Here is a 24,475-nt window from a genome sequence, read left to right as displayed (position 1 = left end):
ATTTTATAGTAAAATGCTCTAAAAAATAATAGAAGAAAAATGAATGGAGTGAGTATAAAAACTAGATGCTTTATTTTATTCTAACGCGATTTTATATATTGAAAAATTTACAATAGCCTTTGGGATTCAAAGATTGAGATTTTATACTTTGTCTCAGTTTGCTGATTAGAAATTGAAATACTTAACTAACTATATCAATTTTTTAAAATAAATTCTTTTATGACCTGATTCGTATTTGATGGTAGAGCTGTAGTTTCTACTTTATATTTTTTGACCTTCATGCTTTTAAACCAGTTTTCCCAGTAATATCGTATTACGTCTTCCTCATATGGGTTTATATTATTTGGATTAATCCCAAGAACAAGTATTTCTAAGTTTGTTAAACTATCAGTTGCTGTTATAAAACCATAGTTTTCCTTCTCAATTTTGGTTCTCCAATTTTCATCATTCAATTTTAAATGTTTAATTAATTTAGGGGTTAAAAAAGTAGTCTTATTTCCCTGAGTAATTTTTGAGTTTTCATGAAAAATATAACCATCCGTTAAAATCACTAAAATATTTCTATGGTTTTCACGAATACAATAATCTTTAATGTTAGTTTTAAAAAACCGCCAAGTATCCGAGCCTACATAATCATTATCTTTTATTGCAGCTTTATAAATTTCTAAAGGTTTCTTAGAGTAAAATGTGTCTATTTTATCCAATAATTTTAACGTTACATTTTTCTGATTTACATGAAATTTTAAATCATTAGATAGTTTGTTTATATTCTTGCTTTTCGGTATAGGGTCAAAATATAATTGCATTCTATCATTCATATTCTTGACTTTTTTGCTCTTTAAATGAATAGTGAACGCTTTTGCTACTGATTTAATGTAAGCGACATCCCTTAAATAATATTCCATAGATTCGTTTGGGTGCTTTTCAGGGTCAATCCTATCAGAAAGGTCTAAAAGAAAACTTATATTTAACTTCTCATCTGATTTAACTTTTTCTTGTTCTTCTGTAGTTTCTTGTATATTGTAATTAGTTTCATCATTGCTTTTACATGAAGGTGAAACAGAAATAATCAGTATTACAAAAATTTTAAATAGTGTAAATTTCATAATTTTAGTTTTTAGTGTAAACCAAGTGTTGGTAATCCATTTCTTCTTTTAAACTCAACTGGGAAAGATGTTTTTCAGATATTTCATCACACCTACTCATCAATTCATTTTTTTCTTTGATGGGAAGCGCTAATTCAGCATTTATAGCTTGATACCAACCCTCTTTATATTGATAATGGTAATGTAAATATTCTTTAATAGGAAAAATAAAACCCTCAATCTTAGATTGCAATTCAGATATTTTACCATTAATAGATACTATTTCCTGCTTTACATTTTCTATTTTAGATATAATATTATTCTTCTTAACAGATTCATTACTCAGCTCTTCATTTTTATATCGAATGAATTCCTTTATTTTGTCCATATTCTCATGTTCTTTCATTACAAAATCAAATACTGCCCCCCATATAATATAAACCAAAAAGCCTGCGAATATTATTCCCCAAAAATTTGCACTGGTTATTGCAATTATGATAGAAAACTCGTCTCCCAAAACTCTATCAAAATTGTGAATTTTGTTTTCAATTATGTAGGCAAGTATTACATCAAAAACAAATGTAAGTGCTACAATCATATAAAGTTTAAAATTTAGCTTTCGGCTACCTTTTGTTTTTTGGAACATATGTATTAAATAGCCCATCCCCATAAACACAAAGGGTATTGTACCCACAAATATAACTTCCAACCATCCGTCGCGTGCTGCTTTGCCCAATGCATCTGCATCAAAAATTGCTGCGGTTAAGCTATCCGTTTCAAAATCCTTGAAAAATGCGGAGTATGATGCGGATATGTAAAATACAAATAGGTATATAGTTATGGGTAAAAGGATTAACAAGCCTATGTAAAATTGTGCTTTGGGTCGCTTACTAATATCAACACCATACTTTTCGGGAGTTTGTTTTACATTAACAATTTCAAATTTTAACCCCTCAATATTATTGTTGATTTCGTCTTTCTGCTCTTCATATATTGCTAAAGCTGTTTCTCGCTTTTTTAGTTCAGTTCTTTGTTCTTCCTGCTCTTCTTTATAAGGTTGCTTAAGCATTCCCTGTTCATTTACCTGTTTCCTGCATAGGTCTTCAAAAGCGAAATAAAGGTTTCTTAAACAAACTCCAAATGTAACCGCTCCTCCACTTGCTTTTATAGAAGCACCATACCCACTTTGGTAATAGGTAATTCTTGCCTGCTCTCTAGCATTTTCAGTGTTATCTCCTTCAGTAATAGGCTCGGAACTATGCTTTAGTTTAAATAAGTTTTTAATTGAATCCATTTTATTATTGGTTTATTTCATTGATTATATCTTCTTTTTTTAAACCCTTTTTAGCACAATCCAGTAAATAATCTGCTAAGGCTGTAATGTTCTCGTCAAGGAATTCAAACTTCTTGCAGTATTTTTTAAGTGTTATGTATTCATCATCTGTTACTTTTTTATCTGCCCAAATCATTACTGCCAAATCATACAGATATTCTATTCTTTGTTCTAACGATTCTGGTATTGAAGAATCGTGTGATGGATTTAATAAAATATCGTTTAATTGTTCTCTTGTCAGTCCTCTTTCCTCAGCAAACCTGTATAGCATCTGCATTTCTAAAACATCAAAATTGTCATCTGAAAATGCCATTTGATATAGTCTTAGAAAATGACTTTTTAACTCAGTAGAAATCATAATTGTATGGTGGTTAGTATTAATAATGATATACTTATAACTAAAAAAAATAGGAATACTCCGAGACACCCCTTATTGGATGACTTAGAAAAAGTTTTTTTATAAGTTACACTTGGAATACCTGACCTGACAGAATAACCTTTTGAGCTAATTGTACCTCTTTTTGTTCTATAACTTGGATATATTCCAGATTTGCTAATATTAAGACCTAATCCTTTACTAAGTTTTATTCTTTTTTGAAATCGTAATCCCATGTAGTTTTATTTTGGAGGTTGCCTTCTATGAGGTTTAACAGGTACTGTTTTAGGACCTGGTTTAGGTTTATTTGGATTGGGTCTGGGTACAGGTGAAGGCGTTGACCTTTTATGAGGCTTAACGGGTACTGTTTTTCTTGTCATAATAAGTTTATTTAGGTTTTCTTCTTGTATGCGGACGCACGTATGTACCATCTTTTCTATAATATCCCTTAACGTGTACTCTATTACCTGAACTTTGTCGTTTTAAAGACTTTTTCTTTAGTACCTTAAAGCTTCCATAATAATCATACTCTTTTTTATTTTTTAGTAATGGTATGTAAGCCCAGCCAATAGTGTCGTTGTACTTTATTTTTTGATATTTGGAGGTAGACTTACCTCTGATAATAACTTTTTTGTCTTTTGGGATTATAGTAATTTGTTCGCTATTAATAGATTTTTTAAAATAGAGTGGTGTTGCGCTATCAGTTTCGCATATATAGTACTTTGAGCAGCAAGAACTCAATATAAATAGTATTAGTAAAAAGGATATCAGTTTTACTTTCATAGTTTCAGTATTTTGTTGCGTCAAACTTAAATCTATTACATAGTAAAGCCTTACGGAAAACCGTAAGGCTTTGGAGATTTGTTGAAGATTTTAAGCGTATTGAATTAATTTCCAAGTAACTGCTTTATCTCTGTATGGAGGTATTTTTTCCCCTTCACTTATGGGGGCTGTTGTTGAAGGGGTACCAACTACTTCCCAAACTCCTGATTCAGGGCATTTTTCCCCTGTCTTTGCTGTTGTACCTAATGGTTTTTTAGCCATATTGATTTTAATTTAAAGATTAATAATACCCCAAAGTTAAAGTCAATACTTGCCTAAACATTACGGCAAACCTCATTCTAAAAATTATTTACCTTGATTATCCTAAAAGCCAGTGTAGGAATTTTTCTAAATCCTTAATATTTAAGCTATAATGGTGCTAAACCAATTATATTAAACCTATATCTTTTACTATAATAACAAGATGTGTTGTATTAATAGCCTGAAATTGATCTCTTAGCTTATTTGCTTTCTTTTCTATAGAACTTACGCTAGAAGGGGATACTTTTTGTTCTTTAAATAAAATGCTAATCTGTTCATAGGACATCCCTTTAGATAATTCCGTCATTATTCGTATATCGTAATCAGAAATCTCCAAATCGAGTTTTTCACTTAATGCATTTTTAACAGAGGGGGAGAGGTATTGCTTTTCAGCATAATTGTCTTTAATTGCCATTGCTAATTCATCCAAACCCTTACGCCCTTTACAAACATAAGCGTTAATGTTAAAATTAAGGAAAAGGCTTCTTACTTTTTGCAATCGATCATCAATTGAGTATGCAATTATATTAATATCTATTGAATCATTTCTAAGTGCCTCAATTAATGCTTCGCCAGAGGTTAATTTTTGTTCTCTATGATCTTTTTTAAAAGATAAATCAGTTATAATAAGTTTGTATGGCTCATTAATCATAATCGCTTTTTTAATCTTTAAATAAGCATCATCACAATACTGAACCTGTTCTATATCCTGTATTCCTAAACTAGTTAATACACTTATTACTCCCTGATTTATACTACCTAAATCATCTGCAATTATCACTTTTGAAAACATAAATTACATTTTTATACTGGCTTGGAAACCATTGTTTATTGTAGAGTCAAATATAATAGTCCCATTTATTGTTTTTATACGGTTTTCCATATTAAGCAAACCTCCAGTTTTTTTCAGCGTACAACCCTTACCATTATCTTTATAGTATATTGCTAATTTGTTACCTTCCTTGTTGAATTTAAGTACTACATGGGTTGCATTACTGTGCTTTTTCATATTTATCATTAACTCTTGCAACACTCTGTAAATAGTATTTTTTTTAATTTCGGATAACTGCTTCCAATTTACTTTATTAAAATTCTGAGTAATTACTACAGTGTTATCATTCCTGAAGCTTAATAACATATCATATAAGCAATCATTAAAATTTTCTTTTAAATCGATGGTATTATTTTCTCTGGAAATATCTCTTGTTTTATTATAAATACTTTCTAAGTTATCTAAAATATTATAATCTTCTGATTGTATTTTTGAGATAACATGATACATATCATTAGCGACTTCATCATGAATTTTTTTTGATATTCTTGTTTCCGTATTATAAACCTGTAACAGTTTTTCTCTTTTGTGCCTCGCTCTTAGGTACAAAATTAATAGTGTTCCTAATAAGAAAGTTGAAATACCTAACAGTAAAAATATTTGAGCTCTCCTTTTCTCTTTTTCACTTAAAAGCTCATTTTTATCTGCTCTACGCTTTTCTTTAACAAAGTTATATTTCATCGAAACATACCTGTTTTGTATCTTGTTTTTACTTCCTGTAATGCTATCTTTTAGCTTTACATATTGTACAATTGTTTCATCATCATGAAGTTCTAATAAGCGAGATAGTGCATCTTCAATAAAACTACTACTATTAATCTCCTGTGCTATTTTATAAGCTCTTTCTGCATATGTAATTGCTAAAGGTTTATTTTTTTGTATCTTATAATAATCTGAAAGATGTTTTAAACTAGCATATAAGCCTTTGGTATCACCTATTTCTAATCTAGAACTTAATGCTTTTTCTAGATTTATTATACCCTCAGGAATAGCCATTTTTGATTGTGCAAAACCTAAATTATCTAAAGCCCTAGCTATTAAAATAGTGTCCTGCAGTTTTAAACCTTTTTGATATGATTTAGAAAAATAATCAATGGCTTTGTTATACTTATTTAAGTCACTATAAATGTTTCCTTTATTGTTATATAATATAAGGCTATCCTTAAGTTTTGTAGAAAAAGATAATGCTTTATCATAATAATAAAGTGCAGTGTTTTGATTATCTAAACCTCTATATATTTTACCTAATTGATTATAAAACCCCACTTTAGCCGCTCTAGATTCAGGAGTATCTTTTAAGTTATCAAGTAACTTTAACCCCGATACAGAAGTCTTCTCACTATTCTCTAATAGCCCTAAGTCATACTCAATAATTGCGAGCATTCTTATACTTTGTATTACAGATAAAGTATCATGCTTTTTTAATGACTGCTCTATATCATCTTTATAGAACAAGTAAGAATTCGCTAAATCTTTATTATTAGTTGGATTAAGTGCTTTGTTATAGTGGTACCATGAACTATCAATTGCTTGCTGTGCACACAAGTGTTTAGGTATTATACAACAACCTAACATTACTAGATAAAAAAAGAGGGATAATAGCTTTATTGCTTTCATCCCTCTAAATTAATTAATCTTTTTGTATATCAGTTACTTTTTCAATCCCGTATCTATAGGAGGTGGTGGCGGAGGAGGAGGAGGAGGCAAATCGCCATCTTCACCACAACATAAGGTGGTTGCCTCGGCTGCATTACTTTTTGAGTTCGGTAGGTCATCCGTAGAACACGAAGAAAATGTTATATTGAGGAAAACCATAAGCAATAATAAATTTATTTTATTCATTTTGAATTATTTAAAATTAAACATGGGTGTAGCTGTCCGAGTTTAGTATTCGGATATTATTACACATTGAAAAATGGGAGGACGTCTCTCCTTAGTTGAGAAGTAGGATCTAATAAGTAAAGAGGTATAATTACTTCTCGGGTGTTACACAGCTTTACCTTATAGCTCCAACAGAATTGATTTTCGCAAACCTTATTGCGTGTAAGGCCATAATCAATTCTGAAGCAAATGAAGTGATTCTTCTATTTAGGTAATGGAAATACGGTTGAAAAGAAGCGGAAAATTTTAAGAATTTTATTTTCGATAAAATTTCTATTAAATTAATAACCAGTAAATTATATTTGAATTATGCACAGGAATTTGATAATTAGTGCTTTTCAAGAAGTAAAAGCAAGAGAGAAGGATAAAAATGGTACAACGACCTCAGATACCGCTGCTGCCAAAGTGTTGTCTGATTTTATCGGTGAAAATCAGAAATTCCCTTTTGGAGAAAGAAGCCTTACTAAATACTATAAATCGGCATTAAATCAAAATGAAGATGAATTGCTAATTAACAGGTCAGAAGTAGTACAAGCACTTTGTAGCTATTTGGGTTATGATAACTTTGAAAGTTTTAAAGAAGCTAATAAAATTAGAAATTCTGCAGGGGAATACTCTCCTAAAAAATTAAATAGCACATTAACAAGTTTGAAGAGTAATAAGGTACTCCTTATAATAAGTAGTACAATTTGTATGGCTGTAATTTTATTAATTCTCCATTTTTCCAACAATGAGCGTTGGATGATATGGGAGAATGATAGATATATTGAAGTAAGCTTTGATTTGGAAAAATATAATCTTTCGCAATTAAAACTATATAGTGAAGATCGGGTTGACAATCTTAGAAAGATATCTGTTGATTGTGATACTGAGTTTTTTGACCCAACAGGGAAAGTTAAAATTTGGTATGGAAAGAATGCAAGAAAGGAGTTGGAGTTTTTTACCTCAGTAGGGTTACACCCAGGAACAGGTAAAACATTAAAACCAATAACTAATTATATGATTAATAAGTATGTGTGTCTCGATATGTAGTTTGGTAATATTTTTCTTTTTGTCTTAAACACTATTTCCAATATCGCATCTAAATCGTAATTTCAATAGCACATAACTAGAAGTGAAATATCCGAAAAAACATGTCAAGATAATAGAAAATATAATTATTTTGCACTTTAATAACAGTACACGAAACAGTACACGATTTTCTGAAAATCAATCTTAAAAAGCGCTAAATTTTGCAATAAATCAGGATTCATAACCCTGAGGTCACGGGTTCAAACCCCGTCTTCGCTACAAGTAAAATAAGGGCTTTCCGAGAAATCGGAAAGCCTTTTTTATTTTTAAGGGTTAAACAATGGTTAAACAAATAGGGGGCTTTTATACCTTAAAATGATTCCTTTTGATATAAAAAAGAGGTGGTTTATCCATATTAAATCATATGACTTTATAAAGCTTGCTCTTGATCTTAGAGGACTGATAAGGTTATTAGATTCCGTATTAAGTTTCTTGCTGTTATTTTGGTTAGCCAGATTATCAGGACTCATAGAGGGATGTCACGGTCTTAACATGCGGAGGGGAGGGTGAATTGCTTTCAAAATTGTATTTTTATTCATGATTCCCAACTAATGGATAAAATGTAGCATAAAATCTATGTTGTGAATTGCTTTCAAAATTGTATTTTTACTCATGATTCCCAACTATTTTTGCTCAAATGTTCGCTCAATTGTCGTTGTGAATTGCTTTCAAAATTGTATTTTTACTCATGATTCCCAACGACTCATACGTAAAATAAATAAGGTTCTTGTTGTGAATTGCTTTCAAAATTGTATTTTTACTCATGATTCCCAACACCATAAAATAGACAAAGCTAACCTTTACAGTTGTGAATTGCTTTCAAAATTGTATTTTTACTCATGATTCCCAACGAGATTAATGAGATTGATGATTATTTATTTGTTGTGAATTGCTTTCAAAATTGTATTTTTACTCATGATTCCCAACTAGATATATGTTTTTGTAGTTTATAGTACTGTTGTGAATTGCTTTCAAAATTGTATTTTTACTCATGATTCCCAACCGAAGGTATTACTGTGTTAGGTATCATTGAGTTGTGAATTGCTTTCAAAATTGTATTTTTACTCATGATTCCCAACTATATTCAAAATGGAAAAACTAATTGACTGTTGTGAATTGCTTTCAAAATTGTATTTTTACTCATGATTCCCAACTGCATCTATTGTCTTGCCTGCTATCATTCCGTTGTGAATTGCTTTCAAAATTGTATTTTTACTCATGATTCCCAACTTTCGGCTGCCGTTCCTGCGCCTGCCTCCGTTGTGAATTGCTTTCAAAATTGTATTTTTACTCATGATTCCCAACGGGTTGGGTTCGATTCCCTAACAAGGTACGTTGTGAATTGCTTTCAAAATTGTATTTTTACTCATGATTCCCAACTTAGTGGATAAAATATTCAATGACGAGATTGTTGTGAATTGCTTTCAAAATTGTATTTTTACTCATGATTCCCAACGTGGAAGCCTGGTTCTTACATTGTAAAAGAGTTGTGAATTGCTTTCAAAATTGTATTTTTACTCATGATTCCCAACGAGTTTAAGGTTATCCGCTTCGCCCGTCGTGTTGTGAATTGCTTTCAAAATTGTATTTTTACTCATGATTCCCAACATTACATACTGTAGCATTACCGGAGGTTATGTTGTGAATTGCTTTCAAAATTGTATTTTTACTCATGATTCCCAACATTTATGAAAAGTATTAGAAATATAATTGAGTTGTGAATTGCTTTCAAAATTGTATTTTTACTCATGATTCCCAACCACGCCGATGAAATTAAAAAGGACGTGCTGGTTGTGAATTGCTTTCAAAATTGTATTTTTACTCATGATTCCCAACAAAATTCGTACTTTTATCGTTATCTTTAAAGTTGTGAATTGCTTTCAAAATTGTATTTTTACTCATGATTCCCAACATACCTATATTTAAATAACTGGTATGTTGGTAATTATGATAAAGTTTTGAATATGAAAATATAGAGGCAACCTCTATGTGTTCTTTTAGTACTATAAATTTTTCCAATCCTGAATTAAAACAATTCTAATTGCTGTGAAGGTTTTTCAGGATCAATAGATTTCTTACCATGGAAAATTTCTATCATCCCAAATTGTTTATCTGTTATTTGCATAACACCCACTTTACCATGATGAGGTAAGTTATTACGTACTCGTTTTGTATGCACTTCAGCATTTTCTCTACTGGCACAAAAGCGCATATAGATAGAAAATTGAAACATAGAAAAACCATCATCTAAGAGTTTTTTTCTGAATGACGTAGCTATCTTTCTATCTTTTCTTGTTTCTGTCGGTAAATCAAAAAATACTAATACCCACAAACTTCTATATTGATTTAAACGTGTGTAATAACAATCATCATACATATACAGGATATAAAATTTTTCTTGAAGTCCCCTCAAAGCACTCGTATAATGAATTCGTTGTACGGCTCATAGCTACCATAAGAGGGCTTTTTTTGCCATCTATAGTGACATCAATAGCAGCAATACTTAACAAATGTTTTTTAATATCAATAGTTAATTCCTCACAATCATCTTCGTTATCTAAAACATGACAAACAATAAGATCTACAAATGGTCGATATGGTTCCATAATATCATCAGCAAGACAATAAGCATTATATTTATTCCTATGAAATATCCCTAAGGTTGGTAACATTCCGGAACTAACTAAAGCTCTCGCTGTAATACCTCTTAATATAGCATAACCATAATTTAGTAAATTATTTGGCGGAGCTCCGTTTTGATGTCTCGTAAAACTTTCTATATCAAATAAATTCTGCCAATAATAAACTGCAGCTCTTGCCTCATGGTTAAGCGTATCGCCCGAAGTAACGTCTCTTGCCCAATGCTGCATTTTCCTAACTGGTGTGCCACGCTCTTGTAGTAACCCTGCCTGATTCAAAATTTTTGCTGATACTGTTTGTTGCCATAAATTCTTTTTTAGAGGCAAAGAAGCATTGATTTGACTTTTGAAACGTTCTGATTGCTCCGTATGACCGCTGAGCGGCATTAAAAGCCCTATTGGCATATGTTGCTGATTACAATTAATAATAGCAGCTTTATTATAAACCAACTTTTCAAGAAGACCGTTAGTTATAGTAATTTGCTGATTTTCCAGTACGAGCATACCAATGTCTTCTATAGGAACAGTTTTAGTTTCTTCTTTATCAGGATAGGCAACTACAAGCTGTTCATTTTTAGTACTTAAATAAGCAGGGTTGCCAAAAAACAGAGTACGCTTTATCATATCTTGATAGATTAATATTCTCCGACTTGTACTATATGTCCTAAATGATTGACTCTTACTTTTATGATAGGTTCAATAGGTTTAAGGCTTTGTATTGGTTTATAGGTAATATTTTTCAGCTCTTTTTTATCTTCAACTGTGGTTTCAAGATGATGTCTGAAATAATAATTTTTTGTCGCTATTTTTTGCACTCTAAATAAATTAGGGCTAATTAGTTCCCTGTTTTTAGGATCAAGTAAATCAATAGTTTCAGGGTCAAAACCAGTTTCAGTATTTGGGAAAACAAAAAACTCATTTTGTTTCATGGTAAATAAAAACTCCCACCCATTTTTATGATTTTTATCAATAATAGGAAGCCCTAAATTTTTGCGTATTACAGCCTCGTAAAAAGAAACAACCTCTTCTTGTAAGTTGCCTCTGTCATCCCTGTAAATGGCTACATGATGGTTATTACCAGTACTCACAAAATCAGTAGGAATAGGTTTACCTTTGTTATCCAAAATTTCGTTGCCATTATGGTCTTTTTTGGTATGCAATGCTTCTACATTACTAACACCACTTATAGTAACTCGTTTTACAGTTATATTTTCTTCTCTATTTAAACAAATAGGGTTTTCAGTAAGATTTGAAAAAGCTTTTTTAGCATCGCCATATTCCCTTAGTCGGTTTAAAAGCAATTCTCTTACTTTAGCGTCAATAACTTTATTGATGCTTCTCTCATCTTTAAAGTTATCAGGAGTAACCTCTTTTCGTATCGTATACACCTCTATGGGGGACGATATTTCTACTTTATCAGGAACAACCTGAGTATTATTATTTAAGTAAACGGGGTTTTTGGTTAGTGAGTTTTTACCTGTAAATGCCTTTTTAGGATCGCCGTCATTAGCTTCCAAACGCGTTAACAAAGCATCTTTATATGCTGCATTAACTACCTGCTTAATAACATCGGCAGTAAAGCCTGCATTTACTTTTACCTGTTTTTTATTATACTGTACTATTTTACCATATACTGTTTCCTTATGTAGTTGCCCACGTGGTGTAAGTTGTATTTTACTATTGGTACCTTTAGCTGTTTTAGTAATATTCTTATTCTTAGTAACTACTTTATTCTTCGCCTTATACGAAACAATAATGTTTTCTAAATGTTTTTTCGCTTCTTCTCTAAAATTTGGAATGGGTGATTTGAATTTTAGTTTACCCTTTTTATACTCTAAGTATTTTTCTTCGATACCTAATATACTATTAATCTTTTTACCATCTCTATCTCTAGCATTAAGGTTATTTAAATAATTAATATATTGTGGTTTTGTAAAAGCTACCGTTAGAGCATCCATAGCGTGGTGGCGGTGGTCGTTACGTTTCGTCCAGTCATTAATTTTTCGTAAACGCTCACCGCCTTTACCCGTTTCTTCTCTGGTAAGTCCCAGTTTATGGTACTTGTCCCAGTTAAGTTCTTTCATTACTTCAATCAATTCCCAGTCTTCACGTAGCCTATCGGTAATACTTCCAATAGTAGGAGTTACATTTCTTGAAACTTCCTGTAACAATTCTTTAGCTTTTTTGGCAATATACTGTGACTCTCTTAACTGCCTTTCAATAAACCCTTCTGGGATTTCATTGTCAGCCATTAAGAGCTTTTTGTATTTAGTATATTTTATCTTACCAGATGTAAACAATTCATTAACACGTTTTTGATATTGTTCGAACTCAAATTCGCTATGTTTCTCTTGACAGATTGAGAATGCAGTACGGTTGGCTTTATCAATATTAAATTGCCTTTCGCAAAGCGTTTTATTAGAAAAACTATCATCAAACAATCGTGATTTGGGTATTATATGTTCAATATCGTATTCTTTAGTAAATAGTTTAGATGCCTCTATGCACTTACCTGTATATATAGATATACCATTCGTTTCTTTCCATAGTTTATAGCGTATAATATCATTTCGTGTTACTCTTGGTATGCCAAATTCCGATTTTAGTAATTTTCTTATCTCTTCATGTTCTTTCGTAGCTTTATTTATTGCCCTAGTCATTTCCCCACGCTGTTCACTGTTCGCCTTAAGTTCACGAGCTAATTCTACGCGTATGTCATTAGGCGTTCCCATTGTAGGGTCGGCAATAATAGCATTAACCAGATTTATCATTTGATTAAGTATTTTCTCAACCACAGGATTACGAAGACTATTCTTTTTTAGAAGTTCCAATTTTTCTTTTAGAGGTCTGTTCTCATTCTCTTCTTTTGTTAATGATGAAGAATGATTGTAGCCCGCCATATCGCATGCTTTATCATACATATGCCCATCTTTTAACTCAGGGAGTATCTTTTTTATCGCTTTAGCACTCAAGTTACCATAATCAGCTTGCAGGTCTACATTAGCAATATGGTGCGTGTGTTCTGGCTTAAAGCCAAATTTTTCCTGTAATGTATCTTTTAGTTTAGCATCATCTTCTGCCGAATAGAGTAGGTGCCATAACTGGTAATATGGTTGTTTGTCAAAGTCATTACCTTGTAGCTCAGCATTAAAATCTATAATATGGGTATCAATATTCAGGTCCTTAAATAATAATGCTGTTGTACTCTTTATATCCTCAGCATCCATTTTAGAGAAGTCAAGGGCATCCTGTCCTTCCTGTCGTAAAATAGCTTCAAAAGCCTTATACAATGCTGTATTGGTTCTGTTACCTTCAATTTTTTTAAAGTTAACCTCATGCACTCGTTTATCCAGATTAAAGAATTTAAGAAGCTGTAAATCGGTTAAATTATCTTTAAAGTTTAGTGCCTCACTAAGGCTATCTTTAGCATCTTCATCTAAAAGCAAGGTTTCTTTTGTTTCAGTATTTTTAATAACAATAGCATTAATGTTTTGCCATATCCTGAACTCCTGAAATAGGGGAGATGATTTTGGGATAACCCTATGCTGTTTTTCAAATTCGCAGTGGCTTATCAGGTGTTTTTGCGATTTTAAACGCCTTTGGTAAAAAATAGTAATATCTCTAACTTCTTTTCTAAGTGCTTCGGTGAGTTCTTTATGATGCTTTGATTGTATTTTCCATATTTTATCAAACTCGTCCATATAATCCTGACGGTAAAACACTTGGTTTTTCAGGCTATTATGTGAATTTTCTTTAAGTTGTTGATACAGATATTGCCCTACGGTAAGGCTATCAAAATACAATTCTTTACTGCGGTCGCTAATAGCGCCTAAATAACCACTTGAGTTATTAATCTGCTTCTTAATCTCCGTTAGTATATAAGCAGTTTCTTGTGGGGTTAATTCCTGCTTTACAGCATTAGCCCGCCATTCATATTGTTGTAATCTTTTTTCCTGATAATTACCTTTATTTTCGGCAAGCTCTATATGTAATGTCTTGAAATAATCGGAAACTTTGGATTTCTCAACTTTTATAACTTCCAACAGTTTATCATTAAAAATTTCAGGATAAAACTGATTCTGGAAGCGTACAATTTTTTCAAATTCGCTAATAAGGTCAGAACGGTAAAAGTCAGGAATGTACTTTCCGCCTTCGGATAGGCTGGTATATACCCACTGCCCAGGAGTGATATTTTTAGTATATAGCTCTTTGGCTATCGCCATACCGTCAATTGCCTGCCCTTCTTCTTCCGATTTTGCTTTACGGCTGCTTTTATAGCCCCGTTTTTTATTAATCATTAGCAGTACTTTGACTAACTCTTCTTTCGAAATCATCTCGGTTGCTGCTTTAGCCCTTAATTCGTAAGTAGAAAAAGTAGTATTCTCTCCATCTTCGGCATAATGATAATCCTGTGGTATAAATCCAGCTTCTTTAAAAATTTCAAGTAAAGCCTCACGCCTTAGTTTAAAACGTTGTAAGTTTCTCCTTGCTCCACGTTTCAGTGTTCTGTCGGCATTAATAGAAATGGTATTTCCTTTTTTAAAGTCCGATTCCTCTTCTGTAGTTAGTGGTACAATACGAACTCCAGTATTTATAATTTCAGATTTTTTGTCTATATCATCTTCATGTACGAATGCCCAGCCTATAGAGGCAGAGCCTAAATCAAGTCCTAATATTTTTTTCATGTTTAGTAAATTATTTTTTAGGGGGTAATATATTATCTAAATTTTAACTACGATAAAATTATAAAAGTAGCTCGTAAGTTTTATCCCCAATAATGGGTATTTTTTCCAAATTAAGCAAAAAATGAAGTTAGTATTAAAAATATATTTTGTATAATTGTGCTACAATTTTGAAAACAATTCGCAATAAGGATTATTCCGTTGTGAAAACATTTAACGCGGTCTTCGGATCGCGTTTTTCGTTTTTAAAAAACTGTACTGCCTAATTTTGTAAATAACAATTTTGAAATCAATTCACAACTCACGCTACGCATAATTAAAATGCTTAATAGTGATTTAATTATTAAACGTGTCTAGCTTAGACAGTACAGTTAAATGACATAAGAAGCGCACTTCAAAAATACTTATGAGGTATTCAAAGTTCTTCAACTCTAATGTGGTCTGAATGATATGTTTTATCCATTATGTCTGTTGCAAATATATGCATAATAATTATAGCGTAGCGTGATAATTTATTTAATTTTGATTATATTTTTTAAACAATTGATTTACAGTAATTTATTTTTCAATAAATAATGATAACTTTCTTGTGAAAATATTTAATCTGGTCTTTGGGACGTATTTTTCGTTTAAAAAGATAGCTACGATTCGGATTGGTTGATGTTAGGATTACATAATTTATTTTTTCTTTAAAGTATTGGGTTCTGCTTCCCAGCATCAAATCTGGTAGACGATTCTAACAAATAAATTTGCTATTATTAACATATTGCTATCTGATAGTGTTTGATAAAAATGTAAATTTGGATTATTCGAACCCGTAAATAAAGTGATTAATACTTTAAATGAAAGTCAAATGAAAATTTGTAAAGTAAGTTCTTTGCCCCTAAAAGATGTTATAAAAAACTTAGCTAGCTGCTTAAATGTTGAGTATAAAGAAAATTGTAACGAGTATTATTTGGATATTCCTGCATTTATAGGCGAAGGACAAATTAGGGGGGTAAATTTTGATAATGGTTTAGGAATAATCATTTATAAATGCAAATTCAATAAAGATGTACGTGTTGATTTTTCAGTAAATGATGTGCATCCCATTAAATATATTTATTCCGTTGAAGGTCCTGTAGAACATAGTTTTAGCAACGAGTCGACCGTTCACCTCATAGAGCAGTATAAATGTGCCATTGTTGCGAGCGAGCGTAATAATGGTCATGTACTATCATTCCCTAAAGATAAAAAAGTTGAGATTGTAAGCTTAGAAATTGATAGGCGAAAGTTTCTGGTAAATACTACTTGTGAATTGGGAGATTCTACCTCAAAATTGCAAAAATTGTTTAAAGATATTGATGCTGCTGAAACCTTTTACCACGATGGTTTTTATGGAATAGAGTTTAAAAATTTACTTCAGGATATATCCAAATACGAAAATCAAAAGTTAATCAGGAAATTTTATCTGGAAAGTATGGGTTTACAAATTTTTGTAAAACAGCTAGAACAGTTTGAAGATGACTTATTAAATAATAATGACCGTTCAATATTACGCGTTAACGAACTTAATAGGGTAGAAGATATTTCGATATATATAAAAGAAAATCCCACTGAAGATTTATCAATCGTTAGCCTGTCACGAATAACAGGTTTAAATCCAAGCAAACTGCAAACAGGTTTTAAACATCTTTTTAATACTACGGTTAACGAATATGTTACTAACACTAGGTTGGAAAAAGCATTGGTACTTTTAAAACAATCCGATTTAAACGTATCAGACGTAGCGAGTGGGGTAGGTTTCTCAAGTAACAGCTATTTTTCAAAAATTTTCAAGAAAAAATATAAAATGAGTCCTACTGATTATAAGAAAATTTAATCAAAAGTTACAAAGTCTGACTTTATAGTAACAACAAATTAGTCTTTGCATACCTAATTTTGATGTCAATTTTACTGTAGTAGTATTGATTATCAATCTTTTTTAAAAGTATGTTTTTAATAGCTAATCCGTTGGTAGTACTAATATGTTTTATTCCATGTTTAAATCTATTAACAATCCCGATACTTGGTGCTCTGAGGATATTTTTTGTTAAAAACTTCTACGCTCCTAAAATCGCTATTTTAAATTCCAAAGAGTGGGATTCTTTTCGGTATCTATCAACCAGAAACTTTTACGGAGGCACTAACAAAATTGCATACTATTAATAAACCCAGACATTGCCGTAATAGGGCAGAGCGGTTTTGCTTATAATGTTATGAACCAGTACAAAAATTTATATGATACTATAGTAATTAAAACCAACAACTTGATATGATTGCATACTATGCACACAACCATGGTTACGAACACAGCAATGCTGCACAACAGTTTGCCAAAATTTTTGGGAAAAAGTCATTGATTATTACTGCTTCAGATTTCGAGTTTGATGATGGTATTAAAGTTCTAAAAATAGAAAAGGAAGATACAGCTTACGCAAGCTACGCACCTACAACACATAACCTACCCCGATATGCACATTATCTGCCAAAATCGTTAGATGCTATATTACATCGTAATTTTCATATTATAGAGTATTGTATACTCCACAATATAAAGTTTGCGATTATAGATGTAAGTGTAGAAACTGCTATACAGTTTAGAATTGCCGGCATTCCTTATGCCTACCATAAAATGGCAGGCTACAGAAACGATGAAGCACATGAGATTGCGTTTGAAGCTTCGGAGTTTTTGTATGCCTACTACCCCAAACTATTGGATATTGGAGAAGAGCAAGCAATTGTTGATAAAACGCATTATCTTGGATTTATATCTCGTTTCGAATTTCGAAGAAACATCAATAGCTATAGGAGTGATATTAGTAAACAATATAAAATTTTAATTATTACAGGAAAAGGAGATACAAAACTTACCGATAACAACATCGAAAAAATTTGTACTCAGCTTGAAGATGCAAGTTTTACGGTATTTGGTAGAAAAAGTACATACAACGGGATAAAGAATTTAACTTCTGTTCCTTTTACGAGTGAATTGGAGGAACTTATTTTACGACACGACATTGTTATATCATCGTGTGGTTTAAATTTAACGTCAGAAATACTAGCACTAAAAAACAAGTTTATTGCCGTGCCAGAAGACCGCCCTTATGCTGAGCAGAAAGCAATATGTAAGGCGTTGGTAGCAAATAATTTAGCAGTAGAGCTGGATGTTGAAAACATAGAGCACTGTATAACATTATACGATGCTTTGCCCATAAATATTGATTTGGAATCTTATTTTGGACGGATGGAAGACTTTAAAACGATTACTGAATTAAAACCGTTTTTATGAAACTAGATTAAATTGCTGTTATAATTATATTTTATGGTAGGCATGATCGTCGATTGCGTTCCGTCTTACGATTTATTGCAAATATTAAAAATCTTAAAATTTTGCCCCATGCACTACACATGGGGCAACCCGTGTATAATACAAAAGATGTAATCAATGCTCAAACATTTCAGTTTACTAAAAATGCCATCGTACCCCCCTTACACACCTGTAGCCGTTTTTATTTTAAATAGGGTATTTGGGCTGTGGCAAACCATTTTGAAAAGTTTAGCCACTCTGGATATATTACTTGGAATAAGGAACAAAGTAAACCTATTTCATTAATTTGCTAACCAGAACACGAGGCTATAGAAAAGGCTTTGATAATTGATAACCCATTTTGACTAAAACTAAGAAATTATGAATATTAGTATTGATGAAGTAGTGGGCACATTAGCTGGAATATTTACAACTATTGCCGTAATACCACAAATTTATAAAGCTATAAAAACTAGAAGAGTAAGCGATGTAAGCCCGTTTATGTTTATAATTTTGTGCTTAGGCGTTGGTTTCTGGACAATATACGGGTTTTTAAAGCACGATTGGCCTATAATTATTACCAATGGTATTTCGTTAATTTTAAATAGTGTAATGTTAGTTATACTACTTACACAAAACAAAGAATAACTATACTTTTAAGTAAAATCAGATATCTATGTCCTGAGTATTTACATTGCTCAGTAATTTTGGTGCAATAGCCTTGTTTTCGCTATTGTGTATAACAGAAACATCGCCTGTGCTTTCAAAAACTACTGCTTTTACCTCGTCAAAACTATGTATATTAGCTTCCCTTAACTTGGCAATTAAATCGTCCTCGCCAATATTACATTGTTTGAGTTTTTTATAAAGAATTTCACCATTCCACATTATAATTTGTGGCTTATTCGTGAAGATTTCTTTGAATAGATTATTTTTTCTGACCAGATATGAAAATAGGGTTTGGAATCCAATAATTGCTGCTAATACAATGGCACCTTTTGTTAAGGAGTAATTGCTGTTGAGGATGATAGCTGCCAAAACAGACCCTACGGCTATTGTTGATGCAAAATCGAAACTAGACATTTTTGCAAATGTTCTTAAACCAAATATTCGGGTTATAATTATAATGGTACTAAATATACCAAGCACAGATAAAACCAGCCAAATAGCATTCTCTAAAGTCATAATTTAATATATATTAATTTAAAGGTATTTTACCACATTAATCAGTAATGTAAAGCATCAAATACCAACAAATACAAGTTTTATATTATACAGTTGGTTCAGGTTTATCCCCAACAACCTCGGTAACATTGTTTAAGCGTTTAACCACACCCTTTGCCCAATTATCAGAGCGTTGGTTAAAACATTCTAAAATAGCATCAACCCCAAATAGCGTCCCTTTTGCTAATCGCCCTAAAAGTGCCAACGGAATTTTTTTATCCGTGTCAGATAGTGCAACTATTCCATCTACATAAGTTTCTATCCCTAGTTCAGAGTGTATTGGCTTTATATAATCGTCGTTTAGCAATTGAGTAACAAGATTCGATTTAACTTCCAAAACTTTCGGCGGATCAAGCACTGTATTAATCATAGTTGTAACTACAGCAGTATCATCCTCAGAGTCCAAATGCCATCCCTTTTCAGTACACAAAATATCAGGATCATCTACAATTTTTAAGTTCATAACACCCGATTCAATCATGGCGAGTAATTGCTGTATACTTGCCAAAGGAGGTCCAAATGTTAGCCTTTTTAGTTTATTATCTAGTCCTATTATCTTGCTCATCACATCTTCTGAAAATTCTTTGTAAGATAGCTGTTTGTATAATGTTGGATGACAGTGACGCCATACCTGACCAATACAATAATCTAAACTTATTGGTAACGTGTTGGTTGCCATACCAGCATATTCAGTCATAATCGCTACAGGGTTCAAATTTTCAGACAGGCAAATTTCTGAGCTGGATGTTCCCTCGCTAATCCACGATTTGGTTATAGCAAGAATCTCTTCCGAATTATACGAATGTTTTACTGTTTTATCTTTGAGACCTATAAATACACTGGTAATTACTTGTGCCATCACATCAATCAAAAAACTTTCTGATTGTATCTGCTTGGCATTTAAAGTCGCAGACTCTAAATTAGCTTTAAGTATATTAAAGTGTTGTGTAGTTGGCAAAAATAAGTCGTCTACCTTTTTATTTATCGGTTTTGGAGCCATTGGTAAACCATTTAACGAAAATGGAAATATTTTGTAAAAACTATTTTTACTTGGATGAAACTTCATTTTCTGGGTAAATTCATCTATAATTTCAAAATGTCCTCCAAAATAATGTGCTATACTTCTTGATAAATCAATCATAGCCAATCCAAAACCTCTAAGTCCTATTTCGTTATTATCTTGAGGTATGCTTTCTAGGGTTGATTCTATAGGATAGGTTTCCGTTATTAAACTCAGATTTGAATTTTGGCTTACAAAATTTTTCCACTTGTTAATTTGTGCTGAATTGTAGGTTGGCTGATGCCCTATGGTTAATACTACCTCATCTGCTGTGAACGAATCATCTTCATCTGAAATCAGTTCAAATTTGGAATTGGAATATTTTAAACTGGTTATTAAAGATGTGTAGGTTTCTATGGAGCCGTTATTTTCAATTACTGTTTTTATAGATTGAAAACGCTCATTTAAATAGTTTCCTAAAGTTGCCCTCTGCGGAAAAACGTCAATACTCTTATCCGACGTATGTTCGTATTTTGCCCACGTTTGAAATGATGGAAAACCATCTATATTTATATCATCAACTACAATTGCTTCTCTTTCTGGAATAGTAAGCCCCCTTTCCGATAGGTTCAACCAGTTATACGAGGTCTGATTTTGGTCGTAAACCTGACCATTCCCAAAGTTACCTGTCCTTTCAAAAACTATGATTTTTAGTTTGTAATTGGTACCGTTACTCACATAAAATTTATATAAACTTTCTAGAGCAGAGAGCCCTCTTGGACCACATCCAATAATGGCTACTTTTTTGACTAGCGTACGATTCAAGGTTTTGTTTTTTGGTTTAATACTTCAATAATAACAAATTCTGTTTGGCTTAGCTACAAATTGTGAATTTAATATATACAATTTTTGTACTTTTTCCTTAACAAGGTGTAATTATATTTACTTAGATAAATTCAGGTATATATCTAAATCCCATAATTAAATAGTATTTTACAAAAATGTCATTCATCGATTAGTTTTATTATTATATCGTTAAATATTGATATTTTGAATTTTGCAAGAAATATCTTTATAGTTTTGTAGCTATTCATTAACAAGATAATTTATCATAAATATATGTTAATTTGCAATACCATGAGACCAAAAATATACGCTACTATTTTACTTCTTTTTTTTATTTCATTTAATGCTAACGCACAAACCCCTCCTAAATTTCCTGGAGGAGTATCGGGAGCTGAAGTTTGGTATATTGCAGATCATGCAGATCTTGATTTGGAACAGTTTAAAAATGATGGAACTGAACCCATCGAGATTAGTGCTTGCAATACTAGTAATTTAAATAATGGATTGTTTAATTTTAATCATTCTATTGATGTAGGTGGTTCAGATGCAGGTAATCAACTTTGTTTAAAATATAATGCTACCTTAGAGAACACGACATCACGTAATGTGTTTTTTGTCGCAGAGCTTTATAAAAAACAAGATATACATTACTCATACCTTACAACAGATTGGAATCAGATTTTATCAGGTTTACCTCAAGTAACCTCTGAAACGATACACAATCGTTTTGATATTTCTATGAATACACTTTATGTAGATGAACATTTAGGAGTATATATATCTGATAATAATGCTAGTGTTAATTTTTACCATTGGAATATTTACAATACTGACAGAAAATATAAAAGTTATGGTTACGAAGGAGAAACTACCTTTTATATAGGTAAAGACTTTGTTAATACAACAGAAAGTATAGATGCACAGGGTTTTGAAGGGAACTTTCCCGAGTTTGTTTCTTACCCATTTGAATTGTCTGCTAACCAACGTAATAGAGTGGAATCTTATTTAGCACTTAAGTATGGTCTTACGTTAGTAGATGAAGTTTATAAAAGTGCAGAAAATATTGTTTTTTGGAATACTACTACTGATGATGGGCAATTGAGTAATCAAAATTTTAGGACTAATATTTTTGGTATAGGTCGTGATGATATTTCAGGACTTAACCAATTACAGAGCGAGAGCTACCACAATCAAGATTATTTGATAGCATCAGTAAAAAAGCTGGTAAATACAAACCCTGAAAAACAACAACTAGTTAGTATAGACAATGAAAATTTTGTTGTTTTCGGGGATAATAACCAAGCGGATGGGTTACAACCAGAGAATGATTTTAATGTTCGTGCCTTAAACAGAAAATGGCTTTCTCAAAATACTGGAGATGATTCATCTACTATTCCCATTTTCTTTAAGCTTAATATAAATGGTGCAATAGCACAAGAGTTGGCGAATGATCCTGAATTGAAACTTTGGATGTTGCATGATAAGGATGTCACAGATCAGGCAGAATCAAATTTCAATAGTCAATACGTTGATTATTACGAACCAGTGAATATGGACGGACTGCAATATGGCTTTTTTGAGAATGTGTTTTTTGATACTGATGATAATATTTACGACCAATTTACTTTTGGTGTAGGACCTGAGATGATTGTGCAAGTGCGCCTGCGTGATGAATGTGAGCAGCAAACACTACGACCTGAAGTAGTAATAACGGGAGGTACTCCACCTTATAATATTAACATCACAAGTACATCGGGTGCTAATGATGATTATCCTGATCAAGGAAATATCATGGAGTTTGTTGCTACAAACGGTGAAACTTACACTATAACAGTAACTGATTCAGACTCACCGGTTGCTAATCAGGAGCAAACAGAGATAACTATAAACATATTACCTATTTCGGTGGATTTAGGAAATGATATAGTGTTGGATGAATCGCTACAAGAAGTGACACTAGACGCTGGAGCACCAGGGGGTGTAACTGTTACAGACCCTAACGCTACATATAATTGGTTGTTTAAAGGCGAACCTTTACAACATTATGATTATACATTACTTGCTGGCGAACCAGGAGAGTATACTGTGGTAATAACTAGTGCTGATGGTTCTTGTGAAATTGAAGACTCTGTTGTGCTTAGTTATAATTTTGGAGGTAACATAGTAGAGGACATTAGTTGCGACGATACTGCCGCTGCATTCATTTTAAATACTAGTGGAGGCGTACCACCATTCACTACAACTCTTGTTAATACGTCAAGTTCAGATCCATCAGAATTTATAACAATTTATCATAACACACCTACATTTCATACTGATAACCAAGATATTAATAGCGCCACTATTCCTTTTGGAGAATACAATATAACTACTATAGACGCAAACTTAGGCGTTGTATTTACCCAAAATAACTTAGAATTTAAAGACCCTCTTGAAGGGATGGACTTAGATGTAATATCGCAGTTAGAACAAAATTGTATTGATACTGGTACCAGTCTACTTTATCCGGTTTTTAGTAGTTGCAATGTTCCGTCAAATGTTTATGCATTATCAGCGTTGGTCAATAACCCTAATGTTTATTACGAATGGGAGGTTAATCATAATGGTACGACTCAATACATATATGATCCAGTAGTTGAATTATATTTGGATACTCCAGACAATAACGTATCTGAAATTATAATTACAGTTACTAACTCGTTAAGTGGATGCCAAGTAATAGAAAATTTTGGTCTAGAAAGAGGATGGAGAATACGCGAGATTCCTAGCCAAACTACATCTTTAAGACCAGGCAACAATACATCAGTTCCAGAAGAGGTTTCTGATATCCAACCAACAGCAAGCCTAAAAACAACTTTATACCCTAATCCTAGCGAATCGGGTACAACATTTCATTATGAAATTTCTTCAACAGAAATACTAGAGGGAACTGTAGAGATATATAGCCCTACGGGGGCGCTAGTACACCAAGTTACTATAACAGGAAAAACAAATTACAATTTACCATTTGACCTTGCTTTATCTTCAGGAGTTTATTTAATAGCTACTAAAGTAAACGGAAAAGTACTAACTGAAAAACTAATTATTGACTAGTC

Annotated in this window: 18 protein-coding genes, 1 tRNA gene and 1 CRISPR repeat array; of the genes, 6 read left to right on the top strand and 13 right to left on the bottom strand. The window is 32.1% G+C overall.

Annotated features, from left to right (window positions below; genetic code table 11):
* Positions 1-194 precede the first annotated feature (194 nt).
* The 8 genes from K1I41_RS12160 to K1I41_RS12125 all read right to left on the bottom strand — a co-directional run bounded on the left by K1I41_RS12160 (position 195) and on the right by K1I41_RS12125 (position 6,551).
* Complete coding sequence (locus K1I41_RS12160; protein WP_220640605.1) at positions 195-1,106, bottom strand: hypothetical protein; 912 nt, start codon at positions 1,104-1,106, stop codon at positions 195-197.
* 4 nt (positions 1,107-1,110) lie between these two features.
* Positions 1,111-2,379 carry a DUF4153 domain-containing protein gene (locus K1I41_RS12155; RefSeq protein ID WP_220640604.1) on the bottom strand — a complete coding sequence of 423 codons (1,269 nt, stop codon included), beginning with the start codon at positions 2,377-2,379 and terminating at the stop codon, positions 1,111-1,113.
* Positions 2,380-2,383: 4 nt separating this feature from the next.
* Complete coding sequence (locus K1I41_RS12150; protein WP_255566937.1) at positions 2,384-2,731, bottom strand: hypothetical protein; 348 nt, start codon at positions 2,729-2,731, stop codon at positions 2,384-2,386.
* A 450-nt stretch (positions 2,732-3,181) separates the two neighbouring features.
* Positions 3,182-3,577 (bottom strand): SH3 domain-containing protein, encoded by a 396-nt coding sequence (locus K1I41_RS12145; RefSeq protein ID WP_220640602.1) that lies wholly within the window; start codon positions 3,575-3,577, stop codon positions 3,182-3,184.
* 90 nt (positions 3,578-3,667) lie between these two features.
* Positions 3,668-3,838, bottom strand: coding sequence for a hypothetical protein (locus K1I41_RS12140; RefSeq protein ID WP_220640601.1), 171 nt, complete (start codon positions 3,836-3,838; stop codon positions 3,668-3,670).
* Between the two features lie 166 nt (positions 3,839-4,004).
* The gene (locus K1I41_RS12135) at positions 4,005-4,670 is read right to left on the bottom strand and encodes a response regulator (protein ID WP_220640600.1); all 666 of its coding nucleotides are present in this window, start codon (positions 4,668-4,670) and stop codon (positions 4,005-4,007) included.
* Between the two features lie 3 nt (positions 4,671-4,673).
* The gene (locus K1I41_RS12130; RefSeq protein ID WP_220640599.1) at positions 4,674-6,326 is read right to left on the bottom strand and encodes a tetratricopeptide repeat-containing sensor histidine kinase; all 1,653 of its coding nucleotides are present in this window, start codon (positions 6,324-6,326) and stop codon (positions 4,674-4,676) included.
* Between the two features lie 33 nt (positions 6,327-6,359).
* On the bottom strand, positions 6,360-6,551 hold the full coding sequence (locus tag K1I41_RS12125; protein ID WP_220640598.1) for a hypothetical protein: 192 nt from the start codon (positions 6,549-6,551) through the stop codon (positions 6,360-6,362).
* Positions 6,552-6,899: 348 nt separating this feature from the next.
* On the opposite strand from K1I41_RS12125, the gene K1I41_RS12120 reads away from it, so the two are divergent.
* Both K1I41_RS12120 and K1I41_RS12115 read left to right on the top strand, forming a co-directional pair.
* Positions 6,900-7,622 (top strand): hypothetical protein, encoded by a 723-nt coding sequence (locus tag K1I41_RS12120; RefSeq protein WP_220640597.1) that lies wholly within the window; start codon positions 6,900-6,902, stop codon positions 7,620-7,622.
* Between the two features lie 191 nt (positions 7,623-7,813).
* Positions 7,814-7,880 (top strand) — tRNA-Met (locus tag K1I41_RS12115).
* A gap of 284 nt (positions 7,881-8,164) precedes the next feature.
* A CRISPR array of direct repeats spans positions 8,165-9,573; the repeat unit is 46 nt; unit sequence GTTGTGAATTGCTTTCAAAATTGTATTTTTACTCATGATTCCCAAC.
* A gap of 114 nt (positions 9,574-9,687) precedes the next feature.
* On the opposite strand, the gene cas2 is transcribed toward K1I41_RS12115, so the two are convergent.
* The 3 genes from cas2 to cas9 are packed head-to-tail and all read right to left on the bottom strand — an operon-like array spanning position 9,688 to position 14,985.
* Positions 9,688-10,038, bottom strand: a complete 351-nt coding sequence (gene cas2, locus K1I41_RS12110; protein ID WP_220640596.1) for a CRISPR-associated endonuclease Cas2 — start codon at positions 10,036-10,038, stop codon at positions 9,688-9,690.
* Complete coding sequence (gene cas1, locus K1I41_RS12105) at positions 10,031-10,924, bottom strand: type II CRISPR-associated endonuclease Cas1 (protein ID WP_220640595.1); 894 nt, start codon at positions 10,922-10,924, stop codon at positions 10,031-10,033. Before cas1 ends, cas2 begins: the two co-directional genes overlap by 8 nt.
* Positions 10,925-10,935: 11 nt before the next feature.
* On the bottom strand, positions 10,936-14,985 hold the full coding sequence (gene cas9, locus K1I41_RS12100) for a type II CRISPR RNA-guided endonuclease Cas9 (RefSeq protein ID WP_220640594.1): 4,050 nt from the start codon (positions 14,983-14,985) through the stop codon (positions 10,936-10,938).
* 850 nt (positions 14,986-15,835) lie between these two features.
* On the opposite strand from cas9, the gene K1I41_RS12095 reads away from it, so the two are divergent.
* From K1I41_RS12095 to K1I41_RS12085, 3 genes are all read left to right on the top strand, one after another.
* Positions 15,836-16,843: a helix-turn-helix domain-containing protein gene (locus K1I41_RS12095; protein ID WP_220640593.1), complete on the top strand. Its 1,008-nt coding sequence runs from the start codon at positions 15,836-15,838 to the stop codon at positions 16,841-16,843.
* 432 nt (positions 16,844-17,275) lie between these two features.
* Positions 17,276-18,292 carry a glycosyltransferase gene (locus tag K1I41_RS12090; protein WP_220640592.1) on the top strand — a complete coding sequence of 339 codons (1,017 nt, stop codon included), beginning with the start codon at positions 17,276-17,278 and terminating at the stop codon, positions 18,290-18,292.
* 399 nt (positions 18,293-18,691) lie between these two features.
* Entirely contained in the window at positions 18,692-18,958 is a 267-nt protein-coding gene (locus K1I41_RS12085) for a SemiSWEET family sugar transporter (RefSeq protein ID WP_255566936.1), read from the top strand.
* Between the two features lie 18 nt (positions 18,959-18,976).
* Here the strand turns inward: K1I41_RS12085 and K1I41_RS12080 are convergent, their stop codons facing one another.
* Positions 18,977-19,495: a DUF421 domain-containing protein gene (locus K1I41_RS12080; RefSeq protein WP_220640591.1), complete on the bottom strand. Its 519-nt coding sequence runs from the start codon at positions 19,493-19,495 to the stop codon at positions 18,977-18,979.
* Between the two features lie 85 nt (positions 19,496-19,580).
* Positions 19,581-21,359 (bottom strand): FAD/NAD(P)-binding protein, encoded by a 1,779-nt coding sequence (locus tag K1I41_RS12075; protein ID WP_220640590.1) that lies wholly within the window; start codon positions 21,357-21,359, stop codon positions 19,581-19,583.
* A gap of 759 nt (positions 21,360-22,118) precedes the next feature.
* Here K1I41_RS12075 and K1I41_RS12070 point away from each other — a divergent pair.
* The gene (locus K1I41_RS12070) at positions 22,119-24,473 is read left to right on the top strand and encodes a T9SS type A sorting domain-containing protein (protein WP_220640589.1); all 2,355 of its coding nucleotides are present in this window, start codon (positions 22,119-22,121) and stop codon (positions 24,471-24,473) included.
* The last annotated feature ends 2 nt before the right edge of the window (positions 24,474-24,475 follow it).

This window comes from Flavobacterium litorale (genome assembly GCF_019613795.1).
In the GTDB taxonomy this organism is placed as follows: Bacteria; Bacteroidota; Bacteroidia; order Flavobacteriales; family Flavobacteriaceae; genus Flavobacterium; species Flavobacterium litorale.
Note: the sequence above shows the minus strand (reverse complement) of the source record. Positions and strands in the feature narration are given on the sequence as shown.

Bases quoted from the DNA above. Each gene is read 5' to 3' on its own strand.
- K1I41_RS12160 (WP_220640605.1), bottom strand. From the start codon at position 1,106: ATGAAATTTACACTATTTAAAATTTTTGTAATACTGATTATTTCTGTT.
- K1I41_RS12155 (WP_220640604.1), bottom strand. From the start codon at position 2,379: ATGGATTCAATTAAAAACTTATTTAAACTAAAGCATAGTTCCGAGCCT.
- K1I41_RS12150 (WP_255566937.1), bottom strand. From the start codon at position 2,731: ATGGCATTTTCAGATGACAATTTTGATGTTTTAGAAATGCAGATGCTA.
- K1I41_RS12145 (WP_220640602.1), bottom strand. From the start codon at position 3,577: ATGAAAGTAAAACTGATATCCTTTTTACTAATACTATTTATATTGAGT.
- K1I41_RS12140 (WP_220640601.1), bottom strand. From the start codon at position 3,838: ATGGCTAAAAAACCATTAGGTACAACAGCAAAGACAGGGGAAAAATGC.
- K1I41_RS12135 (WP_220640600.1), bottom strand. From the start codon at position 4,670: ATGTTTTCAAAAGTGATAATTGCAGATGATTTAGGTAGTATAAATCAG.
- K1I41_RS12130 (WP_220640599.1), bottom strand. From the start codon at position 6,326: ATGAAAGCAATAAAGCTATTATCCCTCTTTTTTTATCTAGTAATGTTA.
- K1I41_RS12125 (WP_220640598.1), bottom strand. From the start codon at position 6,551: ATGAATAAAATAAATTTATTATTGCTTATGGTTTTCCTCAATATAACA.
- K1I41_RS12120 (WP_220640597.1), top strand. From the start codon at position 6,900: ATGCACAGGAATTTGATAATTAGTGCTTTTCAAGAAGTAAAAGCAAGA.
- cas2 (WP_220640596.1), bottom strand. From the start codon at position 10,038: ATGTATGATGATTGTTATTACACACGTTTAAATCAATATAGAAGTTTG.
- cas1 (WP_220640595.1), bottom strand. From the start codon at position 10,924: ATGATAAAGCGTACTCTGTTTTTTGGCAACCCTGCTTATTTAAGTACT.
- cas9 (WP_220640594.1), bottom strand. From the start codon at position 14,985: ATGAAAAAAATATTAGGACTTGATTTAGGCTCTGCCTCTATAGGCTGG.
- K1I41_RS12095 (WP_220640593.1), top strand. From the start codon at position 15,836: ATGAAAATTTGTAAAGTAAGTTCTTTGCCCCTAAAAGATGTTATAAAA.
- K1I41_RS12090 (WP_220640592.1), top strand. From the start codon at position 17,276: ATGATTGCATACTATGCACACAACCATGGTTACGAACACAGCAATGCT.
- K1I41_RS12085 (WP_255566936.1), top strand. From the start codon at position 18,692: ATGAATATTAGTATTGATGAAGTAGTGGGCACATTAGCTGGAATATTT.
- K1I41_RS12080 (WP_220640591.1), bottom strand. From the start codon at position 19,495: ATGACTTTAGAGAATGCTATTTGGCTGGTTTTATCTGTGCTTGGTATA.
- K1I41_RS12070 (WP_220640589.1), top strand. From the start codon at position 22,119: ATGAATACACTTTATGTAGATGAACATTTAGGAGTATATATATCTGAT.